Source organism: Paraburkholderia franconis (genome assembly GCF_009362735.1).
GTDB lineage: Bacteria > Pseudomonadota > Gammaproteobacteria > Burkholderiales > Burkholderiaceae > Paraburkholderia > Paraburkholderia franconis.
The window spans coordinates 191359-210847 of sequence record NZ_WHNP01000004.1; the positions used below are offsets into that span (position 1 = coordinate 191359).

The following is a 19489-nucleotide window of genomic DNA, read 5'->3' on the forward strand; positions in this document are numbered from 1 at the left end:
AAATGATAATGACAAGGTTTGAACAGATGCGCGGCGCGGGCCGCGCGGCGGCGAGCGCGTTGCTGATGCTGCTGTTGGCGGCGTGCTCGGTCGAGCCGACGTATCACCGGCCCGACGCGCCGACTCCCGTCGCGTTCAAGGAAGCGCCCGTATCGGCAGCGACGACGGATGCGGCATCGGCTCCCGCTGCGGCATTGCCCGCCAGCGAAGCCGGCACGTGGAAGCCTGCGCAGCCGAATGAAGAAGCGCAGCGCGGCGAATGGTGGGCGGTCTTCGGCGATACGACGCTGAACGAGCTGGAGAAGCAGGCGGCCGATGCGAACCAGGATCTGAAGGCGGCCGCCGCGCGCGTGCAGCAATCGAGAGCGCTGACGCAGGCGGCGCGTGCCGACTGGTTCCCGTCGATCGATGCGGGCTTCGGGCCGACGCGCGAACGTCTGTCGCCCGCTTCGCAGAATCTGCCGAACGACGCGCACGTGCCGACGCAAACGCTCTGGCGCGCGCAGGCGACGGCATCGTACGAGGTCGATCTGTTCGGCCGCGTCAGTTCGAACGTGAACGCGGCGCGCGCCGACCAGGCGCAAAGCGAAGCGCTGTTCCGCTCGGTGCAGCTCGCGTTGCAGGCGGATGTCGCGCAGAACTACTTCCAGTTGCGCGAGTTCGATACGCAGCTGAGCCTGTATCGTCAGACCGTGTCGCTGCGCGAGGATGCGCTGAAGCTCGTCGAGCGCCGCTTCAAGGAAGGCGACATCAACGAGCTGGACGTCTCGCGCGCGCGCAACGAACTGGCGACGGCGCGCGCCGATGCCGTCGGCGTCGCGCGTCAGCGCGCGGCGTCCGAGCACAGCCTCGCGATCCTGCTCGGCAAGCCGCCCGCCAACTTCTCATTCCCCGAGACGCCGCTCGCGCCCGTGATGGCGCGCGTGCCGGCAGGCTTGCCGTCGGCGCTGCTGGAGCGCCGTCCCGACATCGCGGCGGCCGAGCGCGCGATGGCTGCCGCGAATGCGCGTGTCGGTCTCGCGAAATCGGCGTTCTTCCCGAAGCTCGACATCACGGGTGCGTTCGGGTTCGAGTCGGCGACGCTCGGCGATCTGTTCCAGTGGTCGAGCCGAGCGTTCCTGCTCGGACCGTTCGCGGGCACGGCGCTGACCGTGCCGATCTTCGACGGCGGCCGGCGCAAGGCGAATCTGGCGAACGCGCGCGCGAAGTATGACGAGGACGTCGCGTCGTATCGTCAGCAGGTGCTCGTTGCGTTCCGCGAGGTCGAGGACAATCTGTCGGATCTGCGTCTGCTCGGCGATCAGACGCGCGAGCAGACGGACGCCGTCAATGCATCGCAGCGCGCCGCGCATCTTTCGCAGACGCAGTATCAGGAAGGGCAGGTCAGCTATCTCGACGTGATCGACGCGCAGCGGCAGGTGCTGCAATCGCAGTTGCAGTTGAGCCATCTGTCGGGCACGCAAGCGGTGTCGACGGTGAACCTCATACGCGCGCTCGGCGGCGGGTGGGGCGACGTGAAGACGGATGTCGGCAGCGCGGATGCAAAGGAGCAAGTCGCGAAGCAGTAAGCGGCGCCTGTTGTTTGATGCAGCGGACCCTTCGCGGTCCGCTTTTTTTTCGTTTGCTCGCGGATGAGCGGAGTGCCGCCCCTGATGGGACGCCGCCGCCTGTTTCTTTGTACACTTGGAGCCGTTTCGCGGCACCGTCGGGCACGACCAGTTGCCAGCCACGCTCGCCATGCCGCTGGTCATTCACCGCGAGGTTATCGGCTTTGCAGTTCAAACTTCCTGCTACAGCAACCGCACCGTTCTGCCCGTCCGAGGTGCAGGGCACCGTCGCCGTCTCGCGGTCCGCGCCGTTGTGGAAAAAGCTCTTCCAGTTCGCGGGCCCCGGCCTGCTGGTGTCGATCGGCTACATGGACCCGGGCAACTGGGCCACCGATATCGAAGCCGGGTCGCGCTACGGCTACAGCCTGCTGTTCGTGGTCGTGCTGTCGAGCCTGTCCGCGATGGTGCTGCAATGCCTGAGCATGCGGCTCGGCATCGCGACGGGCCGCAATCTCGCGGAGCTTTCGCGCACGCGTTACTCGCCCGGCGTCGCGCGCATTCAATGGCTGCTTGCCGAGCTGTCGATCGTCGCGTGCGATCTCGCCGAAGTGCTCGGCGGCGCGCTCGCGTTTCATCTGCTGTTCAAATGCTCGCTGACGGTCGGCGTGATCCTCACTGCGTTCGATACGCTGATCGTGCTAGGTCTCAAGGGCAAGAACTTCCGCGATCTCGAAGCGATCATGCTCGCGCTGATCGCGACCATCGGCATCGGCTACGTGATCCAGCTGGCGCTCGTGAAGCCGCACTGGCCATCCGTGGTAGCGGGGCTTGCGCCGTCGTGGCAGGCGCTCAGCGAGCGCGAGCCGCTTTATCTCGCGATCGGCATTCTCGGCGCGACGGTGATGCCGCATAACCTGTATCTGCATTCATCGGTTGTGCAGACGCGCGCCGTCAAACGCGATCGCGAAGGTCTCGCCGGCGCGATCTCGCTGTCGCGGCTCGACACGATCGTCGCGCTCTTTCTCGCGCTGCTGATCAACGCGGCGATCCTGATCCTCGCGGGCGCTGCGTTTCATTCGACGGGGCACACGGCCGTCACCGAAATCGAGGACGCGTACCGGCTGCTCGCGCCCATCGTCGGCACGGGTTTCGCGGCCGTGCTGTTCGCGATCACGCTGCTCGCGTCAGGGCAGAGCTCGACGTTCACGGGCACGGTCGCGGGGCAGGTGATCATGGAAGGCTTTCTGCAACTGAAGATTCCGTGCTACCAGCGGCGCTTCATTACGCGCGCGCTGGCGCTGATCCCCGCGCTCGTCGGCGTGCAGATGCTCGGTAACGGCGCGGTCGGCCAGCTGCTCGTTGCGAGCCAGGTCGTATTGAGCCTGCAGTTGCCGTTCGCGCTGTATCCGCTGATCCGCATGACCGACGACCGCGCGCTGATGGGCGAATTCGCGAACCGGCTGCCGACGCGCATCGTCGCGTGGGCGCTCTTCGTGGTGATCAGCGCGGCGAACCTGTGGCTCGTGGTGCAGACGTTCGGCCTCGCCGGATGACGACGCAAAACGTGAGGGCGCAAAAGCCGAAGGCATGAAAAAAAGCCGGTCTCGAGAGACCGGCTTCAACGTGATGCGTAGCTTCGGATGGACTGTGCGTTGCGGACGCTAGGCCGCCAATGCGGCTTCCTCGACGACCTGTTCCTCGGGCGGAGCGATCTCGACGATCTGCGGCACGGGCGCGGCTTCGCGCAGCGCCTCGCGCTTCGCGGCTGCGGCCTTCTTCGTCTTGCCCGCGCGCGACGGCGGCTGGCACGCGCCGCACACGACGTTGTGCTGCAGGTCGTGCATGTGCGCGACGAACTTGCCGGTGCAACGGCAGCAGCGCGTGAGTTGCAGGATGTCGGCGTCGAAGAAACGCACGAGCGTCCATGCGCGCGTCAGATCGAGGACGGGCTCCGTCTCGCTATGACGGCAATGTTCCAGATACAGACGATAACCCTTGGTCAGCGCATCCAGATGCGAGCAGCGCGCTTCGTTCTTCAGGAACAGGTACGTGTTGTAGAAGAGCGAGGCGTGAATGTTCGCGAGCCACGTCATGTACCAGTCGGCCGAGAACGGCAGCATGCCCTTCGGCGGCGATACGCCCTTGACCTCGCGGTACAGGCGGATCATCCGGTCGCGCGACAGCGTCAGCTCGCTTTCGAGCACCTGCATGCGCGCGCCCAGTTCGATCAGCGCGATCGCGCGGAATACTTCCTGCGCGTCTTCGGTGAGGCTCTTTTTCTGCATGGCAGTCCTCTGCGGGTTAAGCGAACTGCTCTGCGGGCTGCCCCGCCAGCAGGATCGCGGCATGCGTCGATGCCACTTCTGCGTTGCGGGACGTGTGCGTCAACGCCGACAGCATCGTGTGGTCGTTGAAGCGGAAGAAGCACAAAAGCTGATCGGAACTGGCCAGCTTGACGATCTGCGCGAGCGACAGCCCGGCAAGAATATCGGCCAGCTCCGACGACAAGCCCAGACGGAACATCCCGACTGCCTTGTCCTCGCGCAACATGCGTTGTGCGAGCATGATGTAAGACAAATTGATCTCGCGGATAGAATCCAGCGTCTCGCTGCTACGGTCCATTTTCTCTGTTTCCGAAGCCCCGAATTACTTATGCCGGCTTACGCCGTTTTGGTCTTATGCCCCCGCCGGACACTGAAGATCTCCGGCGTCAAGTTGAGTGCAGATACAACAGCCAATCTTTGATACAGGACGTTACATTTCGTAACAGCTTGGGCGGAATTGTATGAACAGGTTTTACAAAAATCAATCCCTGTCTCAAAAAAAAGATACGACAAAACAACGGTAATTTCGGTAACTCTTTCATGTCGTCGTCATAATCGGCTGATAGCGCGAAAACGTTTGCCGTGGACCGCCCGCAAACCCTTATGAGACAAGGTGTTGAGCAATTTCTTCCGATTTGCTCGCGCGTCGTCCGTTATCCGTGCTTATGCGAAATCGATATGAATTTTGGAAAGCAGAGAGAAAGAAACCGCAAAACCGGCAGGTAAAAAATACGCTGCCGGATGGCGGTTCAGGGATAACCCGAGATGTAACAAAAACAGGCGGAAGGCAGTTACAAATCCGGGGATTTTGTAACCGGTTTGGACGAACCCTGTTACAGAATTCGGTGAAAGTTTGCAGCAGGTCAGCAGCCGGTCGGGCGGACGCGTTCGACTTCGAGTCCGAAAACGGGGCGCAGGCGCGTGCCGATCACGTTGCCCGCGAACGCGGCGGCGAGCCACAGCCAGCCATGCAAGCTGCCTGACACGATGCCGCTGAAATAAGCGCCGATATTACAACCATAGGCCAGGCGGGCCCCGTAGCCGAGCAGCAGGCCGCCGGCGACGGCCGCGACGAGCGAGCGTGCGGGCAGCCGCCAGACAGGCGCGTAGCGGCCGGCCAGAGCCGCCGCAGCCATCGCGCCGAGGATGATCCCCGCATCCATCACACTCGTCACATCGCGGGTGACGGGCGCCGCGAGCGCCGCCGCATTCGCATGGGCGTTCCAGTACGGCCAGTTGGCGACGTCGATGCCCGCCACCAAAAAGAGCTTCGCGCCCCACAGCGCGAATGCCGACGTCACCCCCCACGGACGGCCCGACAGCGCGAGCGTCGCGAAGTTGAGCAGCGCGAGCGCGATCGCACCCGCGAACAACGGCCACGGCCCGTGCAGTCACGGCGATGCGCTGGCGGCGCGCAACGGCTCGTCGACGAGTCGCCCGTGACGGCGCCGCTCGATCGCGACGGTCAGCGCGGCGATCGCCGCGAAGATCGCCAGGTTGATCGCGATGGCCCAGCCCGCGCCGAGCGTCGTCACGAGCGAAGTCGGCTTGAGCGACGGCAGCGCGGTCCAGAACGGCATATGCGCGGTCGCAACGACGGAACCGACGACGAACGCGGCGAGCGTCACGAGCATGCGGGTGCTGCCGCCGCCGACGGTATACAGCGTGCCCGACGCGCATCCGCCGCCGAGCTGCATGCCGATGCCGAACATGAACGCGCCGACTACGACGGACGTGCCCGCCGGCGATACCAGGCCCGCAACGGGATGGCCGAACAGCGACCCCGCCGACAGCGCCGGGAAGAACAGCAGCACGCCGATGGCGAGCATCAGCATCTGCGCGCGCAGGCCCGCGCCGCGGCCGTCGGCGACGAACACGCGCCACGCCGACGTGAAGCCGAACGCCGCGTGATACAGCGACATGCCGAGCAACGCGCCGACTGCATAGAGGGCCGCCTGGCGGCCGCTGACGGTATGCGCGAGATAGACCGCGCCGAGCGCGATCAGGAGGAGGGAGAAGGCGAGCGGCTTCGGATTGATGTCAAAGCGGCGCGGAAGCGGTGTAGCGAGATCGGACATGAGAAACGTTGGACGAGCGTGTGAGTCGTACAGTGCGGTGCAGTGCGCGCGCGCCGTGCTGGGCGGCATGGCGCCGCGACCCGTGTTGATGGAAATGCGGCCTCGTCTGCGTGCTTGCAACTGAAGCGCGACGGAAGCTCAACCGAAGCTCAACCGAAGCTCAACCGAAGCTCAACCGAAGCTCAACCGAAGCTCAACCGAAGCTCAACCGAAGCTCAACCGAAGCTCAACCGAAGCTCAACCGAAGCTCAACCGAAGCTCAACCGAAGCGCGACCGAAGGCCAGTGGAAAAACATATCACGTTAAGCCTGATGATGCCGAGCGCGCCTCGTCCCCCTATAGCGGCTCTGAATAGAGGCACGCGAGCGCTCGCAGCGGCGCAGATGCATGCCCGCGCACTCAAGTTGCGTCATGAAAGATGATGCCTAGCGTGTGCCGATGGCCAGCGTGCAGCCGGCTCACACCATGGCGCATGTTCACGCGATACGCGCCGCGCGTGCCCTGCACGGGCCGGTGATGCACGGCGAACAGCACGGCATCGCCCTTGCGCAGCGGCACGACTTCGACGCGCGACTGCATCCGCGGACGCTGCTCCGTCAACACGAACTCGCCGCCCGTGAAGTCCTTGCCGGGCTCGGACAGCAGGATCGCGAGCTGGATCGGGAAGACGTGCTCGCCGTACAGGTCCTGATGCAGGCAGTTGAAGTCACCCGCCGCGTACTGGAGGATCAGCGGCGTCGGACGCGACTGGCCCGCTTCGTGGCAGCGTCGCAGGAAGGCGGCATGTGTCGGCGGATAGCGCACGTCGATGCGTAGCGTCTGGTTCCATCCGTTCGCGATGGGCGCGAGACGCGGATAGATCGCCGTGCGCAACGCCCCGACGACATCGGGCAACGGATAGCCGTAGTACTTGTATTCGCCGCGTCCGAAGCCGTGCCGCGCCATCACGACGCGGCTGCGGTACAGGTCGTCGCGCGTGTAGAGCGCGCTGAGCGTGTCGCACTCGTCGGCGCGCAGCAAGTCTTGCAGCATCGCGCAGCCGTGCGTGTCGAGCTCGCCTGCGGCGCGCGTCCAGTCGATTGCGTCGATGCGCGGCCCGATCGACTGAGCCGTGGCGATCGCGGGCGCGGGGCTGGGCGCGTCGTTGCGCGTGGCCTTGTGTGCGGGCTTGCGCGCGTTGTTGTCCGGCGGCGTGTCGAGGTCGAACAGCGCGGCTTGTGTGTCGAATGAGGCTTCCTGCATGAGCGGCTCCGTGACGGCTTTTGCCGTGTCCATGCCGCTTAGTCTACGCAGACGGGCGTCCGCAAACACTCCGGGTCTTGCTCTGTTATTCGCCAGCGTTATTCGCCTGCGAGTGGCGCCGATACGTCGATGAACCGCACCATCAGATCGGCGTCGTGATACGTGCCGTCGACATAGAGCGCATCAGGTTCGCATCCATACACGCGAAAGCCGAGCGATGCGTACAGTGCGCGGGCGGACGCGTTCGCGCTCGTGACGAGCAGCGCGATCTGCCGCAGTCCGTCGATCTGCGCGGCGCGCGTGAGCAGCTCCGTCAACAGCGCGCGTCCGACGCCCTGTCCCGCCGCTTCGTCCGCGACGTACATGCCGATCACGAAGCCCTTGTGCCGTTCCTTCTGCCGCGTCTCGCACATCAGTCCGACGGTGCCGACGAGCGCGCCATCCGTCGACGAAAACGCACCCAGCAGAAAGTTGCCGGGCGCCGCATGCGTGCCGGCGAGCATCGCGTCGTGCTGCGACGGGCCGCGCTCGACCGCTTCGTCGTAGCTTTGCCCGAACGCGGCGGGATGCGCCTTCAGCCCGCGCAGACGCAGCGCAAAAAACGCGTCGCGATCGGCGGGGCCCAGCAGGCGAATCGTGACCTCCGAAACCATGCGCGGCCCTCAGGAAGTCGCGGCGACGGACGCCGCGCGCGCATCCGCGAACTTGCGCAGCGCTTCGCCCGTTTGCGGATCGGCGGGGAAGAACGCCTCGATCGCCAGTTCCGACAGCGTCACGTCGACGGGCGTGCCGAACACGGTCGTCGTGCTGAAGAACGACAGCACGCCGAGTTCCGTGCGCAGGCGCAGCGGCACGGCGATCTGCTCGAGCGTGCAGGCGTGGCTCTCGTCGGCGGGCTCGGCGTTCGGCGGCGTCGGGTAAGCGGCGAGCTCGTCGTAGAGCGCGGCGAGCGCCGAGTCGGCGCTCACGTCGATCTGCCGCTGCAGGCGCGACAGCAGGTGCGCGCGCCATGCATGCCAGTTGGCGATCTGCGACGCGATGCCGTCCGGATGCATCGAAAGACGCAGCGCGTTGACGGGCGCTTCGAGCAGCGCGGGCTTCGCGCTCGTCAGCAACGGCGCGAGCGCGCTGTTCGCGGCGACGATCGTCCAGTGCCGGTCGACGGCCGCGGCCGGGAAGGGCTCGTGACCCTTGAGCACGAGATCGACGGCTTCGCGCGCCGCACCCAGTTGCGGATCGCTCAGCTGACGCTCGCGGTAGAGCGGCGCGTAACCGGCCGCGACGAGCAGCGCATTTCGCGAGCGCAGCGGCACGTCGAGCCGCTCGGCGAGATGCATGACCATCTCGCGGCTCGGCAGCGCGCGGCCCGATTCGACGAAGCTCAGATGGCGCGTCGAAATGTCGGCTTCCGAGGCGAGCAGCAACTGGCTCATCCGGCGACGCTGACGCCACTCGCGCAGCATGTCGCCGACGGTGCGGCTCATCGGGGGAGCGCCGGACGGCGCGCGGAGGGGGGCGGTGATCGTGTCCATGCCGACGATGATAGCCAAAGCGCGCCACGATTCCATTACCCGTGAGGTAATGTGCGCGCCGCGCATGAGTGGCCTGCGAGTCCGGCCCGCGGCTCAAGATGGCGCGCCCCGATCGCTGACGCGCGCAAACGCGGTCATACTGGAGACCCTTGCTACCGTCGCGGAGGCGAACATGTGGGACAAGATCGAGCACAACGGACGTGAAGTCTGGGTCCTCCCTGTCACGGCCTATGGGCCGCCCGTGCCGGAAACCGTGTGGCACTACATCGGCTACGTTTGCCGGCATGGCGCGGATGCGCATCTGGAAGGGCAAAGCCAGCGCTTTCAGGAACTCGTCGCGACGTTCCGCAGCGAAGAAGAGGCCCGCGAAGCCGGGTATGACGAGGGCCGGCGGCTCGCTGACGGACTTTCCGGTGCGAAGGGCTAGCGCGCCGTCCGCAAAGCTTCACATCTTTCCCACCGCACCAGTGTCCGTCAACGATGCTGGTGCCGAGCGATCATTACCTCCCGCGTAATCGACTCGCGTACGTTCATCGACGAATCTTCAGTCCGAGGCCGCCGCCAACATGATGCACGCGGCGCACGTCTCGACCCTCCACCGACTGAAGGAGTCTCTGATGAACGCGCATACCGCACTGATCGACCGTTACTTCGACGCCTGGAACGAAACCGACGCCGGCCGCCGCCGCGAGCTGATCGCGGCGGCGTGGGCGAAGGACGCCGCTTACGCCGATCCCCTGCTGACGGGCGACGGACACGACGGCATCGACGCGATGATTCGCGCCGTCCATGAGCGCTTTCCTCATCACACGTTTCGCCGCACGACGCAGGTCGACGGCTTCGCGAACCGTCTGCGCTTCTCGTGGGAACTGCTGACGCCGTCGGGTGCTTCGATCGTGAAGGGCTCGGACTTCGGCGTCGTCGATGCGGCCGGGCGGCTGCAGGCCGTCACGGGCTTTCTCGACGAGGCGCCTGGCGCCGCGTGACGTGTTATCTGAGGCGTTACCTGACGCGTTACCGTCCGTCCCGCGCACACAAGAGGAGAAAAATCATGCATGAGCCTGCCGTCACGTCGAACCCCGCCGCGTACGAACGCGTGCAGGACGCAATCGATACGGCATCGGGCGTCGTCGCCGGATTCGCGCTGCTCGCGGGCACCCGCGCGTTCACGTTCATCGCGCTTGTCGCGTGGCGCGAGCCCGTGCTCGGCGGCGCGGGGCTCATGCTGCTCGCGCTCGTCGGCTGGATCAGATGGTGCTGGCGCGGCGACGTGCGGCCGGCGTAGGGCGTCGCGTACAATCGATCCCTCCGTCCCCTCGCGCAGCGACGCGCTGCGCCGAAGCGCTGCATCATGAATCACGATATCGCCCAACGGCTCGCAGACGCGCAGCAGAAGTTCACGGCCGGCCATTTCGACGGAGCCGCTGCGCTGCTGCACGACATTCTGTCGATCGAGCCGGATCACAACGAGGCGCTCGAAGCGCTCGGTTACGTCGCCGCGAAACAGGGCGATTACGCGCGCGCCGCGGACTATGCGATGCGTGCCGCGCAACCTGCATCGACGAATGCGCAGCAACTGCATTTCGCCGCGCACCTTTGCCAGATGGCCGGGCGTCACGCGGATGCCGTCATGCTGTTCGATCGCGTTCTCGCCGCTTATCCCGATCACGCCGAAGCGCTGCATGGCGCGGCGATGTCGCTCGTGCAAACGGGCGATCACGAGGGCGCGCTGCAATACCTCGCGCGGCTCACGCAGCGCTATCCGCGATCCGCGGAGGCGCACTACAACCGAGGCACGCTTCTCGGCCAGATGGAGCGCCATGAAGAAGAACTCGCGGCATATCGTCAGGCGATCGCGCTGAAGCCGAATTTCGTGCGCGCCCATGTGAACCTCGGCGTCGCGCTGCGCGATCTGCATCGCTTCGACGAAGCGTTGCAGCAGTTCAAGAAGGCCTTGTCGATCGACCCCAACGATGCGGGCGCGCGCACCAACCGCGCACAGACCAATCTGCTGCTCGGCGAATTCGAGCATGGCTGGCGCGAGTACGAGTGGCGCTGGCTCGACGGCACGATGAGCCACGGCCTGCCCGACGCAACGCTGTGGACGGGCAAGCAGCCGCTCGAACACAAGACCGTGCTCGTGCATGGCGAGCAGGGCTACGGCGATACGCTGCAGTTCATCCGCTTCGTCGACCGCTTGAGCGCGAAAGGGGCGCGGGTCATCGTGCGCGTTCAGGACGCATTGCTGCCGCTGTTGCACGGCTATCCGGGCGCAGCGGACGTGATCGGCGAAACGGCGCCGCTGCCCGCGTTCGACTATCACATTCCGATGCTGAGCCTCGGGTTTGCGCTCAAGATTCGCGAGGCCCATTTCGTCGGCGAGAGTCCGTACGTTCACGCAGATCAGCAGTGGGTCGAGCAATGGGACGACGTGTTCAGGCAAGGCGGTACCAGACTGCGCGTCGGTATCGTGTGGTCGGGCAGCCGCACGCATCTGAACGACCGCAACCGTTCGATTCCGCTTGAGCAACTGTCGCCGCTGTTCGATGCGAATGCGCAGTTCGTCTCGCTGGTGAAGGACGTGCGCGACATCGATCGCGCGGGCATCGACGAGCTCGTGCAGCGCGGGGTGTTACGCGACGTGTCCGATCGCCTGACGACGTTCGCGGACACGGCCGCGCTCGTCACGCAACTCGATCTCGTGATCTCCGTCGATACGGCCGTCGCGCATCTCGCCGGCGCGCTCAGCAAGCCCGTATGGCTCGCGTTGCCGTTTACGCCCGACTGGCGCTGGCAACTGAATCGCGACGACAGTCCGTGGTATCCGCACATGCGCCTCTTCCGTCAGTCGAAGCGCAACGACTGGAGCGACGTCGTGCAGAGTCTGCAAGCGGCGTTAGAAGCGCGGGCCTAAATGCAGTGCGATCGCGCATCGCGGGCATAAAAAAAAAGCGCTTTGAACTGCACTCAAAAGTTGGACGCGAATCCAAACTTTAGCGTGCAGTTCACTCGCGAGTGCTCCGTTTTCGTTCATCCATTCATTCAGGCAAACGCGTTAGCCCAGCTTCACGTCGATGCGCCGGGGCTGCGCCTGCTCGCGTCGCGGAATGACGAGCTTCAGCACGCCGTCCTTCAGATTCGCTTCGATCTTCGACGTGTCGAAGTCGTCGCTGATCGTGAAGCGCCGCGCGAAAAACGGTGCGCGCACTTCCGCATGCGAGAGCCGTACGTTCGCAGGCGCGGGCACCGCCGATTCGCCTTCGATCGTCAGACTGCCGTCATGCACGCGCACGTCGAGCTTGTCCTTCGACACGCCGGGCAGATCCGCCCATAGTGTCACCGCCTTGCTGTCCTCGACGATATCGACGGGCGGCGTGAGCGTCACGCGGCGTTCCTGCTCGCGTGCGCCGTTGCGGGTCACTGCGCTGTCGTCGCGCTGGGTCACTTGAGTGTTGTCGCTCATGATTTCACCTCGCTTATTGAACCGTGATCGCGCGCGGCTTCGACGCTTCGCGCTTGCCGACCGTGATCAGCAGACAGCCATCGACGTAGCGCGCCTGCACGTTGTCGGGGTCCGCCTGCTGCGGCAATTCGACGACGCGGCGAAACGTGCCGTTGAAGCGCTCCTGCGCATAAGCGCGGGCGCCTTCGTCCGACGCGGCGCGCGCTGACGGACGCTCGCCTGCGATCGTCAGCAGGCCCTTGTCGATCGACAGTTCGAGCTTCGACGGATCGATGCCGGGCGCGAACGCAACGATTTCGATCGCATCGTCGGTCACGCCGATATTAAGGCTCGGAAACGCACCGAGACGGCTCGAACGGATGCTGGACGGAAACGCGCCGAAGCGGCTCGACATGTGCCGCTGCAAGCGGTCGAGTTCGGCGAACAGGTCGGTTCCGAAGTAATAGTCACTCATGGTCGCTCTCTCCTCTGAGCGGCAAGACATTCCGGGCTGAATGCCTGTCGTGCCGCGACGAACGAAGTGGATACGTGCAGTGCCCGTCACGTCGACGCGGCGTCTGCCTGGTGATCGATAAATAGGAAGCCTCTGCAAATTTTCAAGCGCGATTTCTGCAAAAATCAGTCCCTTGAAAAGCGCATCGGGCGGCCTCATCTGGCGGCGCCGCGGCGGCTACCGGGCCGAAACCGATCTGGATGGCAACGGGCGAGAGTCCCATCAACTGACGATTCCCGTCTCGCCGCATTTGGTTGTCACGCTTCGTCGCGATGCGCGGCACAGACGCAAGCCCCCGTTCGCTGTGTCGCGCTGAACGGCGAAGTGGCGTGCGGCGTCGTCGCGTGCTCGATCGACGAGCAGCGCGTCAGCACATGCCGCGAGTTCGAATTTGATGAGGACGAGTGCAACGACGCGCGGCACTGCCATGGATCGCCTGCGATCGAAAGCGTCGCGGCGTGAGCGCGGCCTGGTCTGTTGCCTTCGCTGTTATCCGCGCTGTTATCGCGTCTGTTACGCCGCCTGCGCGCGGCGCGAATTTCTCACTATCCAGGCGAGCCGCCCGCCCTGGTGAAAACACCAACGCCTTCCGTCGACGACCGCCGAAGCGCCGCCAGTCGGCGCTTTCGCCGCTTCGCGCGACATTTCACCCGTTCCATCGCGCACGGAAACAATCATAACGACGCTTGTTAGAATCCTATCAAGCGATGTACGATGGCTGCGAATAAACCATCAGCCGTTGCTGTGCATTGCACAAACCTGCGGACGTCTCATGCCTGAACTTTCCATGCCTTCGTCGGTGGTCGCGTTGCGGCGCGCAGCCCGCGTTCATCCCGTGCGCAATCCCGGCGTGCCTTTCGACCTCGCGTGGCTCGACGGGCTGCGCGTGAACCAGTCGGCCGTCGAGCGCCGCACGGCGACGCTCGGCGCGCGCCGCACGGTGAAGAAGGATGCGCAGGCCGCGTGGCTGCTGAAGGCCGTCACCTGCATCGACCTCACGACGCTCAGCGGCGACGACACGGAAGGCCGCGTGCGCCGTCTGTGCGCGAAAGCGAAGCAGCCGGTGCGCGACGACCTTCTCGCGGCGCTCGGCGTGCCGCCGCGCAGCATCACGACGGGCGCCGTGTGCGTGTACCACCGCTATGTCGCCGCCGCCGTCGATGCGCTCGCGGGCAGCGGCATTCCTGTGGCCGCCGTGTCGACGGGCTTTCCCGCCGGCCTCGTTCCGCATCCGCTGAAGCTGAAGGAGATCGAGGCATCGGTGGCCGACGGCGCGCAGGAGATCGATATCGTCGTCACGCGCGAACATGTGCTGACGGGCAACTGGCAGGCGCTCTACGACGAAGTGCGCGACTTTCGCGCCGCATGCGGCGAAGCGCATCTGAAGGCGATTCTCGCGACGGGCGATATCCAGACGCTGTCGAACGTTGCACGTGCATCGATGGTCTGCATGATGGCGGGCGCCGACTTCATCAAGACGTCGACGGGCAAGGAGGGCGTGAACGCCACGCTCGACGTGTCGCTCGTGATGGCGCGCATGATCCGCGAATACCACGCGCGCACGGGCATCCTGATCGGCTTCAAGCCCGCGGGCGGCGTTTCGAACGCGAAGACGGCGCTGTCGTATCAGATCCTGATGAAAGAAGAACTGGGCCGTCCGTGGCTCGAACCCGAACTGTTCCGCATCGGCGCATCGAGCCTTCTCGCCGATATCGAACGCCAGCTCGAGCATCACGCGACTGGCCGCTATTCCGCCTTCAACCGTCACCCCGTAGCCTGAGCAGACCGATCCCATGAGCGTAGCCGAGTATTTTTCTTCGATGGAGTACGGTCCCGCACTCGAGGACGATCAGCCCGCGCGCACGTGGCTCGCGCAGCACGACGCGACGTTCGACCATTTCATCGACGGCGGATGGCGCGCGCCCGCTGCAAGCGAGCGCTTCCCGACGCATGAGCCGGCGACGGGCGAACTGCTTGCGCATGTCGCGCAAGGCGACGCCATCGACATCGACGCCGCCGTCGCCGCCGCGCGCGCCGCGCAGCCCGCTTGGTCCGCGCTCGGCGGCGCGGGACGCGCGCGGCATCTGTACGCGCTGTCGCGAATGATGCAGCGTCACAGCCGGCTCTTTGCCGTGCTCGAAGCGCTCGACAACGGCAAACCGATCCGCGAGACGCGCGATATCGACATCCCGCTCGTCGCTCGGCACTTTCTGCATCACGCGGGCTGGGCGCAGTTGCAGGACAGCGAGTTCGCGAGCTTCGCGCCGCTCGGCGTGATCGGCCAGATCGTGCCGTGGAATTTCCCGCTGCTGATGCTCGCGTGGAAGATCGCGCCCGCGATTGCGACGGGCAATTGCGTCGTGCTGAAGCCGGCCGAATACACGCCGCTCACGGCGCTGCTGTTCGCCGAACTCGCGCATCGCGCGGGGCTGCCGAAGGGCGTGCTGAACGTCGTCACGGGCGACGGGCGCACGGGCGCGGCGCTCGTCGATCATCCCGGCGTCGACAAGATCGCGTTCACGGGCTCGACGGAAGTGGGCCGGCTGATCCGCGCGGCCACGGCGGGCTCGGGCAAGTCGCTGACGCTCGAACTCGGCGGCAAGTCGCCGTTCATCGTGTTCGACGATGCGGACCTCGATGGTGCCGTCGAAGGCGTCGTCGACGCGATCTGGTTCAACCAGGGGCAGGTGTGCTGCGCGGGCTCGCGTCTGCTGGTGCAGGAAGGCGTCGAGGCGCGCTTCATCGACAAGCTCAAGCGCCGCATGGCGACGCTGCGGATCGGGCCGTCGCTCGACAAGTGCATCGATGTCGGCGCGATCGTCGACAAGGTTCAGCTCGAACGCATCGAGTCGCTGGTCGAAACGGGCCGCCGCGAAGGTTGCATGATCTACCAGTCGCCCGAAACAGGCATGCCCGCCGACGGCTGCTTCTATCCGCCGACGCTCGTCACGGGCGTCGCGCCCGCGTCGACGCTCGCGCAGGAAGAAATCTTCGGCCCCGTGCTCGTGACGATGACGTTCCGCACGCCCGATGAAGCCGTCGCGCTCGCGAACAACACGCGCTACGGGCTCGCCGCGAGCATCTGGAGCGAGACGATCGGCCGCGCACTCGACATCGCGCCGCGTCTCGCGTGCGGCGTCGTGTGGGTCAACGCGACGAACCTGTTCGACGCGGCGGTGGGCTTCGGCGGCTATCGCGAGTCGGGCTATGGACGCGAAGGCGGCCGCGAAGGCATCTACGAATATGTGAAGCCGAAGGTGTGGCTCGCGCTGGAAGAACGGCTGCCCGTGCAGCGCGCATGCGCCGCGTCGGATGCGCATGAAGTGCCGCTTCGCGAGTCGAGTCAGGCGGGCGCGTTCGCAATCGACCGCACCGCGAAGCTCTTCATCGGCGGCAAGCAGGCGCGGCCCGACAGCGGCTATTCGCTGGCCGTCTACGGACCCGATGGCGCCGTCGTCGGCGAAGTCGGCGACGGCAATCGCAAGGACATTCGCAATGCCGTCGCGGCGGCGCGCGGCGCGCAGAAGTGGTCGCAGGCGACCGCGCACAACCGCGCGCAAGTGCTCTACTATCTCGCCGAAAATCTTGCGGTGCGCGCGGATGAATTCGCGCATCAACTGGTCGTTCGCACGGGCGCCGGCGAAACGTCTGCGCGCCGTGAAGTGGACGCCTCGGTGACGCGCCTCTTCACGTACGCTGCGTGGGCCGACAAGTTCGACGGCGCGGTGCATGCGCCGCCGTTGCGCGGCGTCGCGCTCGCGATGAACGAGCCGCTCGGCGTGATCGGCGTCGCATGCCCGGACGAGGCGCCGCTGCTGTCGTTCATCTCGCTGGTGTCGCCCGCGCTCGCGATGGGCAACCGCGTCGTCGTCTTGCCGAGTTCGTCGAGTCCGCTTACAGTGACCGACTTCTATCAGGTCGTCGAGACGTCGGACGTGCCCGCAGGCGTGCTCAACATCGTGACGGGCGAACGCGGCCCGCTGCTGTCGGCGCTTGCGAAACATGACGACGTCGATGCGCTGTGGTGCTTCGGCTCCGCGAAGGATTCGGCGCTGGCCGAACGCGAGTCGGTCGGCAACCTGAAGCGCACGTTCGTCGATCATGGCCGCGCGTTCGACTGGTTCGACGCATCGAGCGAAGGCCCGGCGTTCCTGCGGCAGGCAACACAAGTGAAGAACATCTGGATACCGTACGGCGACTGATCGCTTGCCAATCGTTTTCTGATCGCTAGACAAAGCGACAGCGCGCCAACCGAAAACGGAGGAGACAACGTGCTGAAGAATCTGGACCCGCTGTTGAACGCCGATGTGCTGCACGCGCTGCGCGCGATGGGCCACGGCGATGAAGTCGTGATCTGCGACGCGAACTTTCCCGGCGACTCCGTTGCACGCGAAACCATTACGGGCAAGCTGCTGCGGCTCGACGGCGTCGATGCGCCGCGCGCGATTCGCGCCGTGCTTTCGGTGCTGCCGCTCGATACGTTCGTCGACGATCCGGCGCTGCGCATGGAAGTGGTCGGCGAGCCAAACACGATTCCCGCCGTGCAGCGCGAAGCGCAAGCCGAAGTGAACAACGCGGAAGGGCGCAATGTGCCGTTCGTCGGCATCGAGCGCTTTGCGTTCTATGCGCGCGCGAAGAAAGCGTACTGCGTGATCGCGACGGGCGAGCAGCGCGGCTACGGCTGCTTCGTGTTCAAGAAGGGCGTGCTGCTCGCGCCCGACGCTCCAAAGGAATAACGCCGATGGCCACGCAACAGAAAGAAGGCCGCGTCGTCATTCTCGGCATCTACGTGACCGATCTCACGTTCCGCGCGGACCGCATGCCGCTGATCGGCGAAACGATTGCGGGTTCCGCGTTCAAGATGGGGCCGGGCGGCAAGGGCTCGAATCAGGCCGTCGCGGCGGCGCGCGCGGGCGCCGACGTCGTGTTCTGCACGCGCATCGGCAACGATGCGTTCGGCGCGATCGCGCGTTCGACGTGGGACGCGGAAGGCATCACGGCGCGCGCATCGGTGATCGAGGGGGCATCGACGGGCGCGGCCCACATCTTCGTCGACGACATCACCGGCAAGAACGCGATCATCGTCGCGTCGGGCGCCGCGGGAACCATGAACGCGAGCGACGTCGACGCGATCGAGAAGGACATTGCGTCGGCGCGCGTGTTCGTCACGCAACTGGAGCAGCCCGTTGCCGCCGCGCGGCGCGGACTCGAAGTCGCGCGCAGACACGGCGTGACGACGGTGTTCAATCCCGCGCCCGCGCTGCCGCTCGACGACGGCATCTTTCCGCTGTGCGATTACATCACGCCGAACGAAACGGAGACGGCCGCGCTGACGGGCATCGAGGTCAGCAACGTCGACGACGCGCGCCGTGCCGCCGACGTGCTGCTGGAAAAGGGCGTGCGCAACGTGATCGTGACGCTCGGCGAAGCGGGTGCCTTGCTGCATTCGGCTGAACTGTCGGTGTTCGTGCCGGCGTTCCAGTGCGGGCGCGTGGTGGAAACGGCGGGCGCCGGCGACGGCTTTACGGGTGGCTTCGCAGCGGCGCTTGCGCGCGGCGCGGATGCTGTCGAAGCGACGCGCTTCGGTTGCGCGCTTGCGGGCATTTCGGTGACGCGCCCCGGCACCGCGCCGTCGATGCCGATGCTCGCGGAAGTCAACGCCGTGCTCGCGCAGTCGCGCGATCCGCTTTCAACGCATTGAGCGAGCGCGCCGCTCGCGTGGTGCGCAGTCTGAAGGAGTTCGTTTCGACATGAAGTCCTCGCTTTTCGCTGGCCTCTTTCGCGACCGGCAACTGAACTTTCTGCTCGTCGTCAACGTGCTCGTCGTGCTCGTCGCGACATGGGTATCGCAAGGCCAGTTCGTCTCGCTCGACAATCTTCAGTCGATGGGCGGGCAGCTGCCCGAGCTCGGCCTGCTCGCGCTCGGCATCATGCTGTCGATGGTGTCGGGCAACGGCGGCATCGACCTGTCGGGTGTCGGGCTCGCGAACCTGTCGGGCATGGTCGCGGCGCTGATCGTGCCGAAGTTCATCAGCGGCGACGACTCGCCGATGCTCTACACGGGCGCGTTCTGCGCGATCGTCGTGTGCATGGGGCTGATCGGCGGCTTTCTGAACGGCGTCGTGATCGCGCGGCTGCGCCTGACGCCCATTCTCTGCACGCTCGGCACGCAGCTGCTGTTCACGGGCTGCGCGGTCGTGCTGAGCAACGGCGCGTCGGTGCACGTCGATTATGTCGAGCCGCTGTCGGATATCGGCAATGGCACGTGGTTTCAGGTGCCGATTTCGTTCGTGATCTTCATCGCGGCCGTCGTCGTGCTCGGCTGGGTGCTGCGGCGTAGTCCGTTCGGCTTGCGTCTGTATCTGATGGGCACCAACCCGAAGGCTGCGTTCTACACGGGCATTCCACGCGCGCGGATGCTCATTCTCACGTACACGATGTGCGGCGTACTCGCGTCGCTCGCGGGCCTGATCAGCGTCACGCATACGTCGAGCGCGAAGTGGGACTACGGCAATTCGTATCTGCTGATCGCGATCCTGATCGCGGTGATGGGCGGCGTGAATCCTGCGGGCGGCCATGGCCGCATCATCTGCGTGTTCTTCGCGGCCACGGTGTTGCAGTTCCTGTCGAGTCTGTTCAATCTGCTCGGCGTTTCGCAGTTTTTCGGCGATTGCGCGTGGGGTTTTCTGCTGCTGCTGTCGCTCGCGTTCGCGGGCGGCGAGCGGGTGCGCGCGATCTTCGGCTTTGCGCAGCCGAACCAGAGGCGTTAGCGCGGCATCACCGGTTCAAGCGGACATCGGAGCCCTGGAT

Annotated in this window: 18 protein-coding genes and 1 pseudogene; 11 read left to right on the forward strand and 8 right to left on the reverse strand. The window is 65.5% G+C overall.

What is annotated here, in order from left to right:
* Positions 1-8 precede the first annotated feature (8 nt).
* Both GCT13_RS05875 and GCT13_RS05880 read left to right on the forward strand, forming a co-directional pair.
* A complete protein-coding gene (locus tag GCT13_RS05875) occupies positions 9-1568 on the forward strand; it encodes an efflux transporter outer membrane subunit (RefSeq protein WP_152755853.1) in 1560 nt (519 codons plus the stop codon).
* 203 nt (positions 1569-1771) lie between these two features.
* The gene (locus GCT13_RS05880) at positions 1772-3100 is read left to right on the forward strand and encodes an Nramp family divalent metal transporter (RefSeq protein ID WP_152755855.1); all 1329 of its coding nucleotides are present in this window, start codon (positions 1772-1774) and stop codon (positions 3098-3100) included.
* 108 nt (positions 3101-3208) lie between these two features.
* Here the strand turns inward: GCT13_RS05880 and flhC are convergent, their stop codons facing one another.
* From flhC to GCT13_RS05910, 6 genes and pseudogenes are all read right to left on the reverse strand, one after another.
* Positions 3209-3832 (reverse strand): flagellar transcriptional regulator FlhC, encoded by a 624-nt coding sequence (gene flhC / locus GCT13_RS05885; protein WP_152755857.1) that lies wholly within the window; start codon positions 3830-3832, stop codon positions 3209-3211.
* 16 nt (positions 3833-3848) lie between these two features.
* Positions 3849-4169 carry a flagellar transcriptional regulator FlhD gene (flhD, locus tag GCT13_RS05890; RefSeq protein WP_152755859.1) on the reverse strand — a complete coding sequence of 107 codons (321 nt, stop codon included), beginning with the start codon at positions 4167-4169 and terminating at the stop codon, positions 3849-3851.
* Positions 4170-4734: 565 nt separating this feature from the next.
* A pseudogene (locus GCT13_RS05895) lies at positions 4735-5949 on the reverse strand (YeeE/YedE family protein).
* Between the two features lie 399 nt (positions 5950-6348).
* Positions 6349-7191, reverse strand: coding sequence for a 2OG-Fe(II) oxygenase (locus GCT13_RS05900; RefSeq protein ID WP_152755861.1), 843 nt, complete (start codon positions 7189-7191; stop codon positions 6349-6351).
* A gap of 98 nt (positions 7192-7289) precedes the next feature.
* Complete coding sequence (locus GCT13_RS05905; RefSeq protein ID WP_152755863.1) at positions 7290-7844, reverse strand: GNAT family N-acetyltransferase; 555 nt, start codon at positions 7842-7844, stop codon at positions 7290-7292.
* A gap of 9 nt (positions 7845-7853) precedes the next feature.
* On the reverse strand, positions 7854-8675 hold the full coding sequence (locus GCT13_RS05910) for an MmyB family transcriptional regulator (RefSeq protein ID WP_456093709.1): 822 nt from the start codon (positions 8673-8675) through the stop codon (positions 7854-7856).
* Positions 8676-8895: 220 nt separating this feature from the next.
* Here GCT13_RS05910 and GCT13_RS05915 point away from each other — a divergent pair, with 220 nt between their 5' ends.
* From GCT13_RS05915 to GCT13_RS05930, 4 genes are all read left to right on the forward strand, one after another.
* The gene (locus GCT13_RS05915) at positions 8896-9150 is read left to right on the forward strand and encodes a hypothetical protein (RefSeq protein ID WP_152755865.1); all 255 of its coding nucleotides are present in this window, start codon (positions 8896-8898) and stop codon (positions 9148-9150) included.
* 190 nt (positions 9151-9340) lie between these two features.
* Positions 9341-9709 carry a nuclear transport factor 2 family protein gene (locus GCT13_RS05920; protein WP_152755867.1) on the forward strand — a complete coding sequence of 123 codons (369 nt, stop codon included), beginning with the start codon at positions 9341-9343 and terminating at the stop codon, positions 9707-9709.
* Between the two features lie 65 nt (positions 9710-9774).
* On the forward strand, positions 9775-10008 hold the full coding sequence (locus tag GCT13_RS05925; RefSeq protein WP_152755869.1) for a hypothetical protein: 234 nt from the start codon (positions 9775-9777) through the stop codon (positions 10006-10008).
* A 66-nt stretch (positions 10009-10074) separates the two neighbouring features.
* On the forward strand, positions 10075-11637 hold the full coding sequence (locus GCT13_RS05930; RefSeq protein WP_152755871.1) for a tetratricopeptide repeat protein: 1563 nt from the start codon (positions 10075-10077) through the stop codon (positions 11635-11637).
* 141 nt (positions 11638-11778) lie between these two features.
* Here GCT13_RS05930 and GCT13_RS05935 read toward each other — a convergent pair whose 3' ends face one another.
* Positions 11779-12186, reverse strand: a complete 408-nt coding sequence (locus GCT13_RS05935; RefSeq protein WP_152755873.1) for an Hsp20/alpha crystallin family protein — start codon at positions 12184-12186, stop codon at positions 11779-11781.
* Positions 12187-12199: 13 nt separating this feature from the next.
* Positions 12200-12640, reverse strand: coding sequence for an Hsp20/alpha crystallin family protein (locus GCT13_RS05940; RefSeq protein ID WP_152755875.1), 441 nt, complete (start codon positions 12638-12640; stop codon positions 12200-12202).
* A gap of 811 nt (positions 12641-13451) precedes the next feature.
* On the opposite strand from GCT13_RS05940, the gene deoC reads away from it, so the two are divergent.
* The 5 genes from deoC (at position 13452) to GCT13_RS05970 (ending at position 19449) form a co-directional block, all read left to right on the forward strand.
* Positions 13452-14459, forward strand: coding sequence for a deoxyribose-phosphate aldolase (gene deoC, locus GCT13_RS05950; protein ID WP_152755878.1), 1008 nt, complete (start codon positions 13452-13454; stop codon positions 14457-14459).
* A gap of 13 nt (positions 14460-14472) precedes the next feature.
* A complete protein-coding gene (locus GCT13_RS05955; RefSeq protein WP_152755880.1) occupies positions 14473-16881 on the forward strand; it encodes an aldehyde dehydrogenase family protein in 2409 nt (802 codons plus the stop codon).
* A gap of 69 nt (positions 16882-16950) precedes the next feature.
* Positions 16951-17415, forward strand: a complete 465-nt coding sequence (locus tag GCT13_RS05960; protein ID WP_321574208.1) for an RbsD/FucU family protein — start codon at positions 16951-16953, stop codon at positions 17413-17415.
* 5 nt (positions 17416-17420) lie between these two features.
* A complete protein-coding gene (gene rbsK / locus GCT13_RS05965; protein ID WP_152755884.1) occupies positions 17421-18380 on the forward strand; it encodes a ribokinase in 960 nt (319 codons plus the stop codon).
* A 49-nt stretch (positions 18381-18429) separates the two neighbouring features.
* A complete protein-coding gene (locus tag GCT13_RS05970; RefSeq protein WP_152755886.1) occupies positions 18430-19449 on the forward strand; it encodes an ABC transporter permease in 1020 nt (339 codons plus the stop codon).
* The last annotated feature ends 40 nt before the right edge of the window (positions 19450-19489 follow it).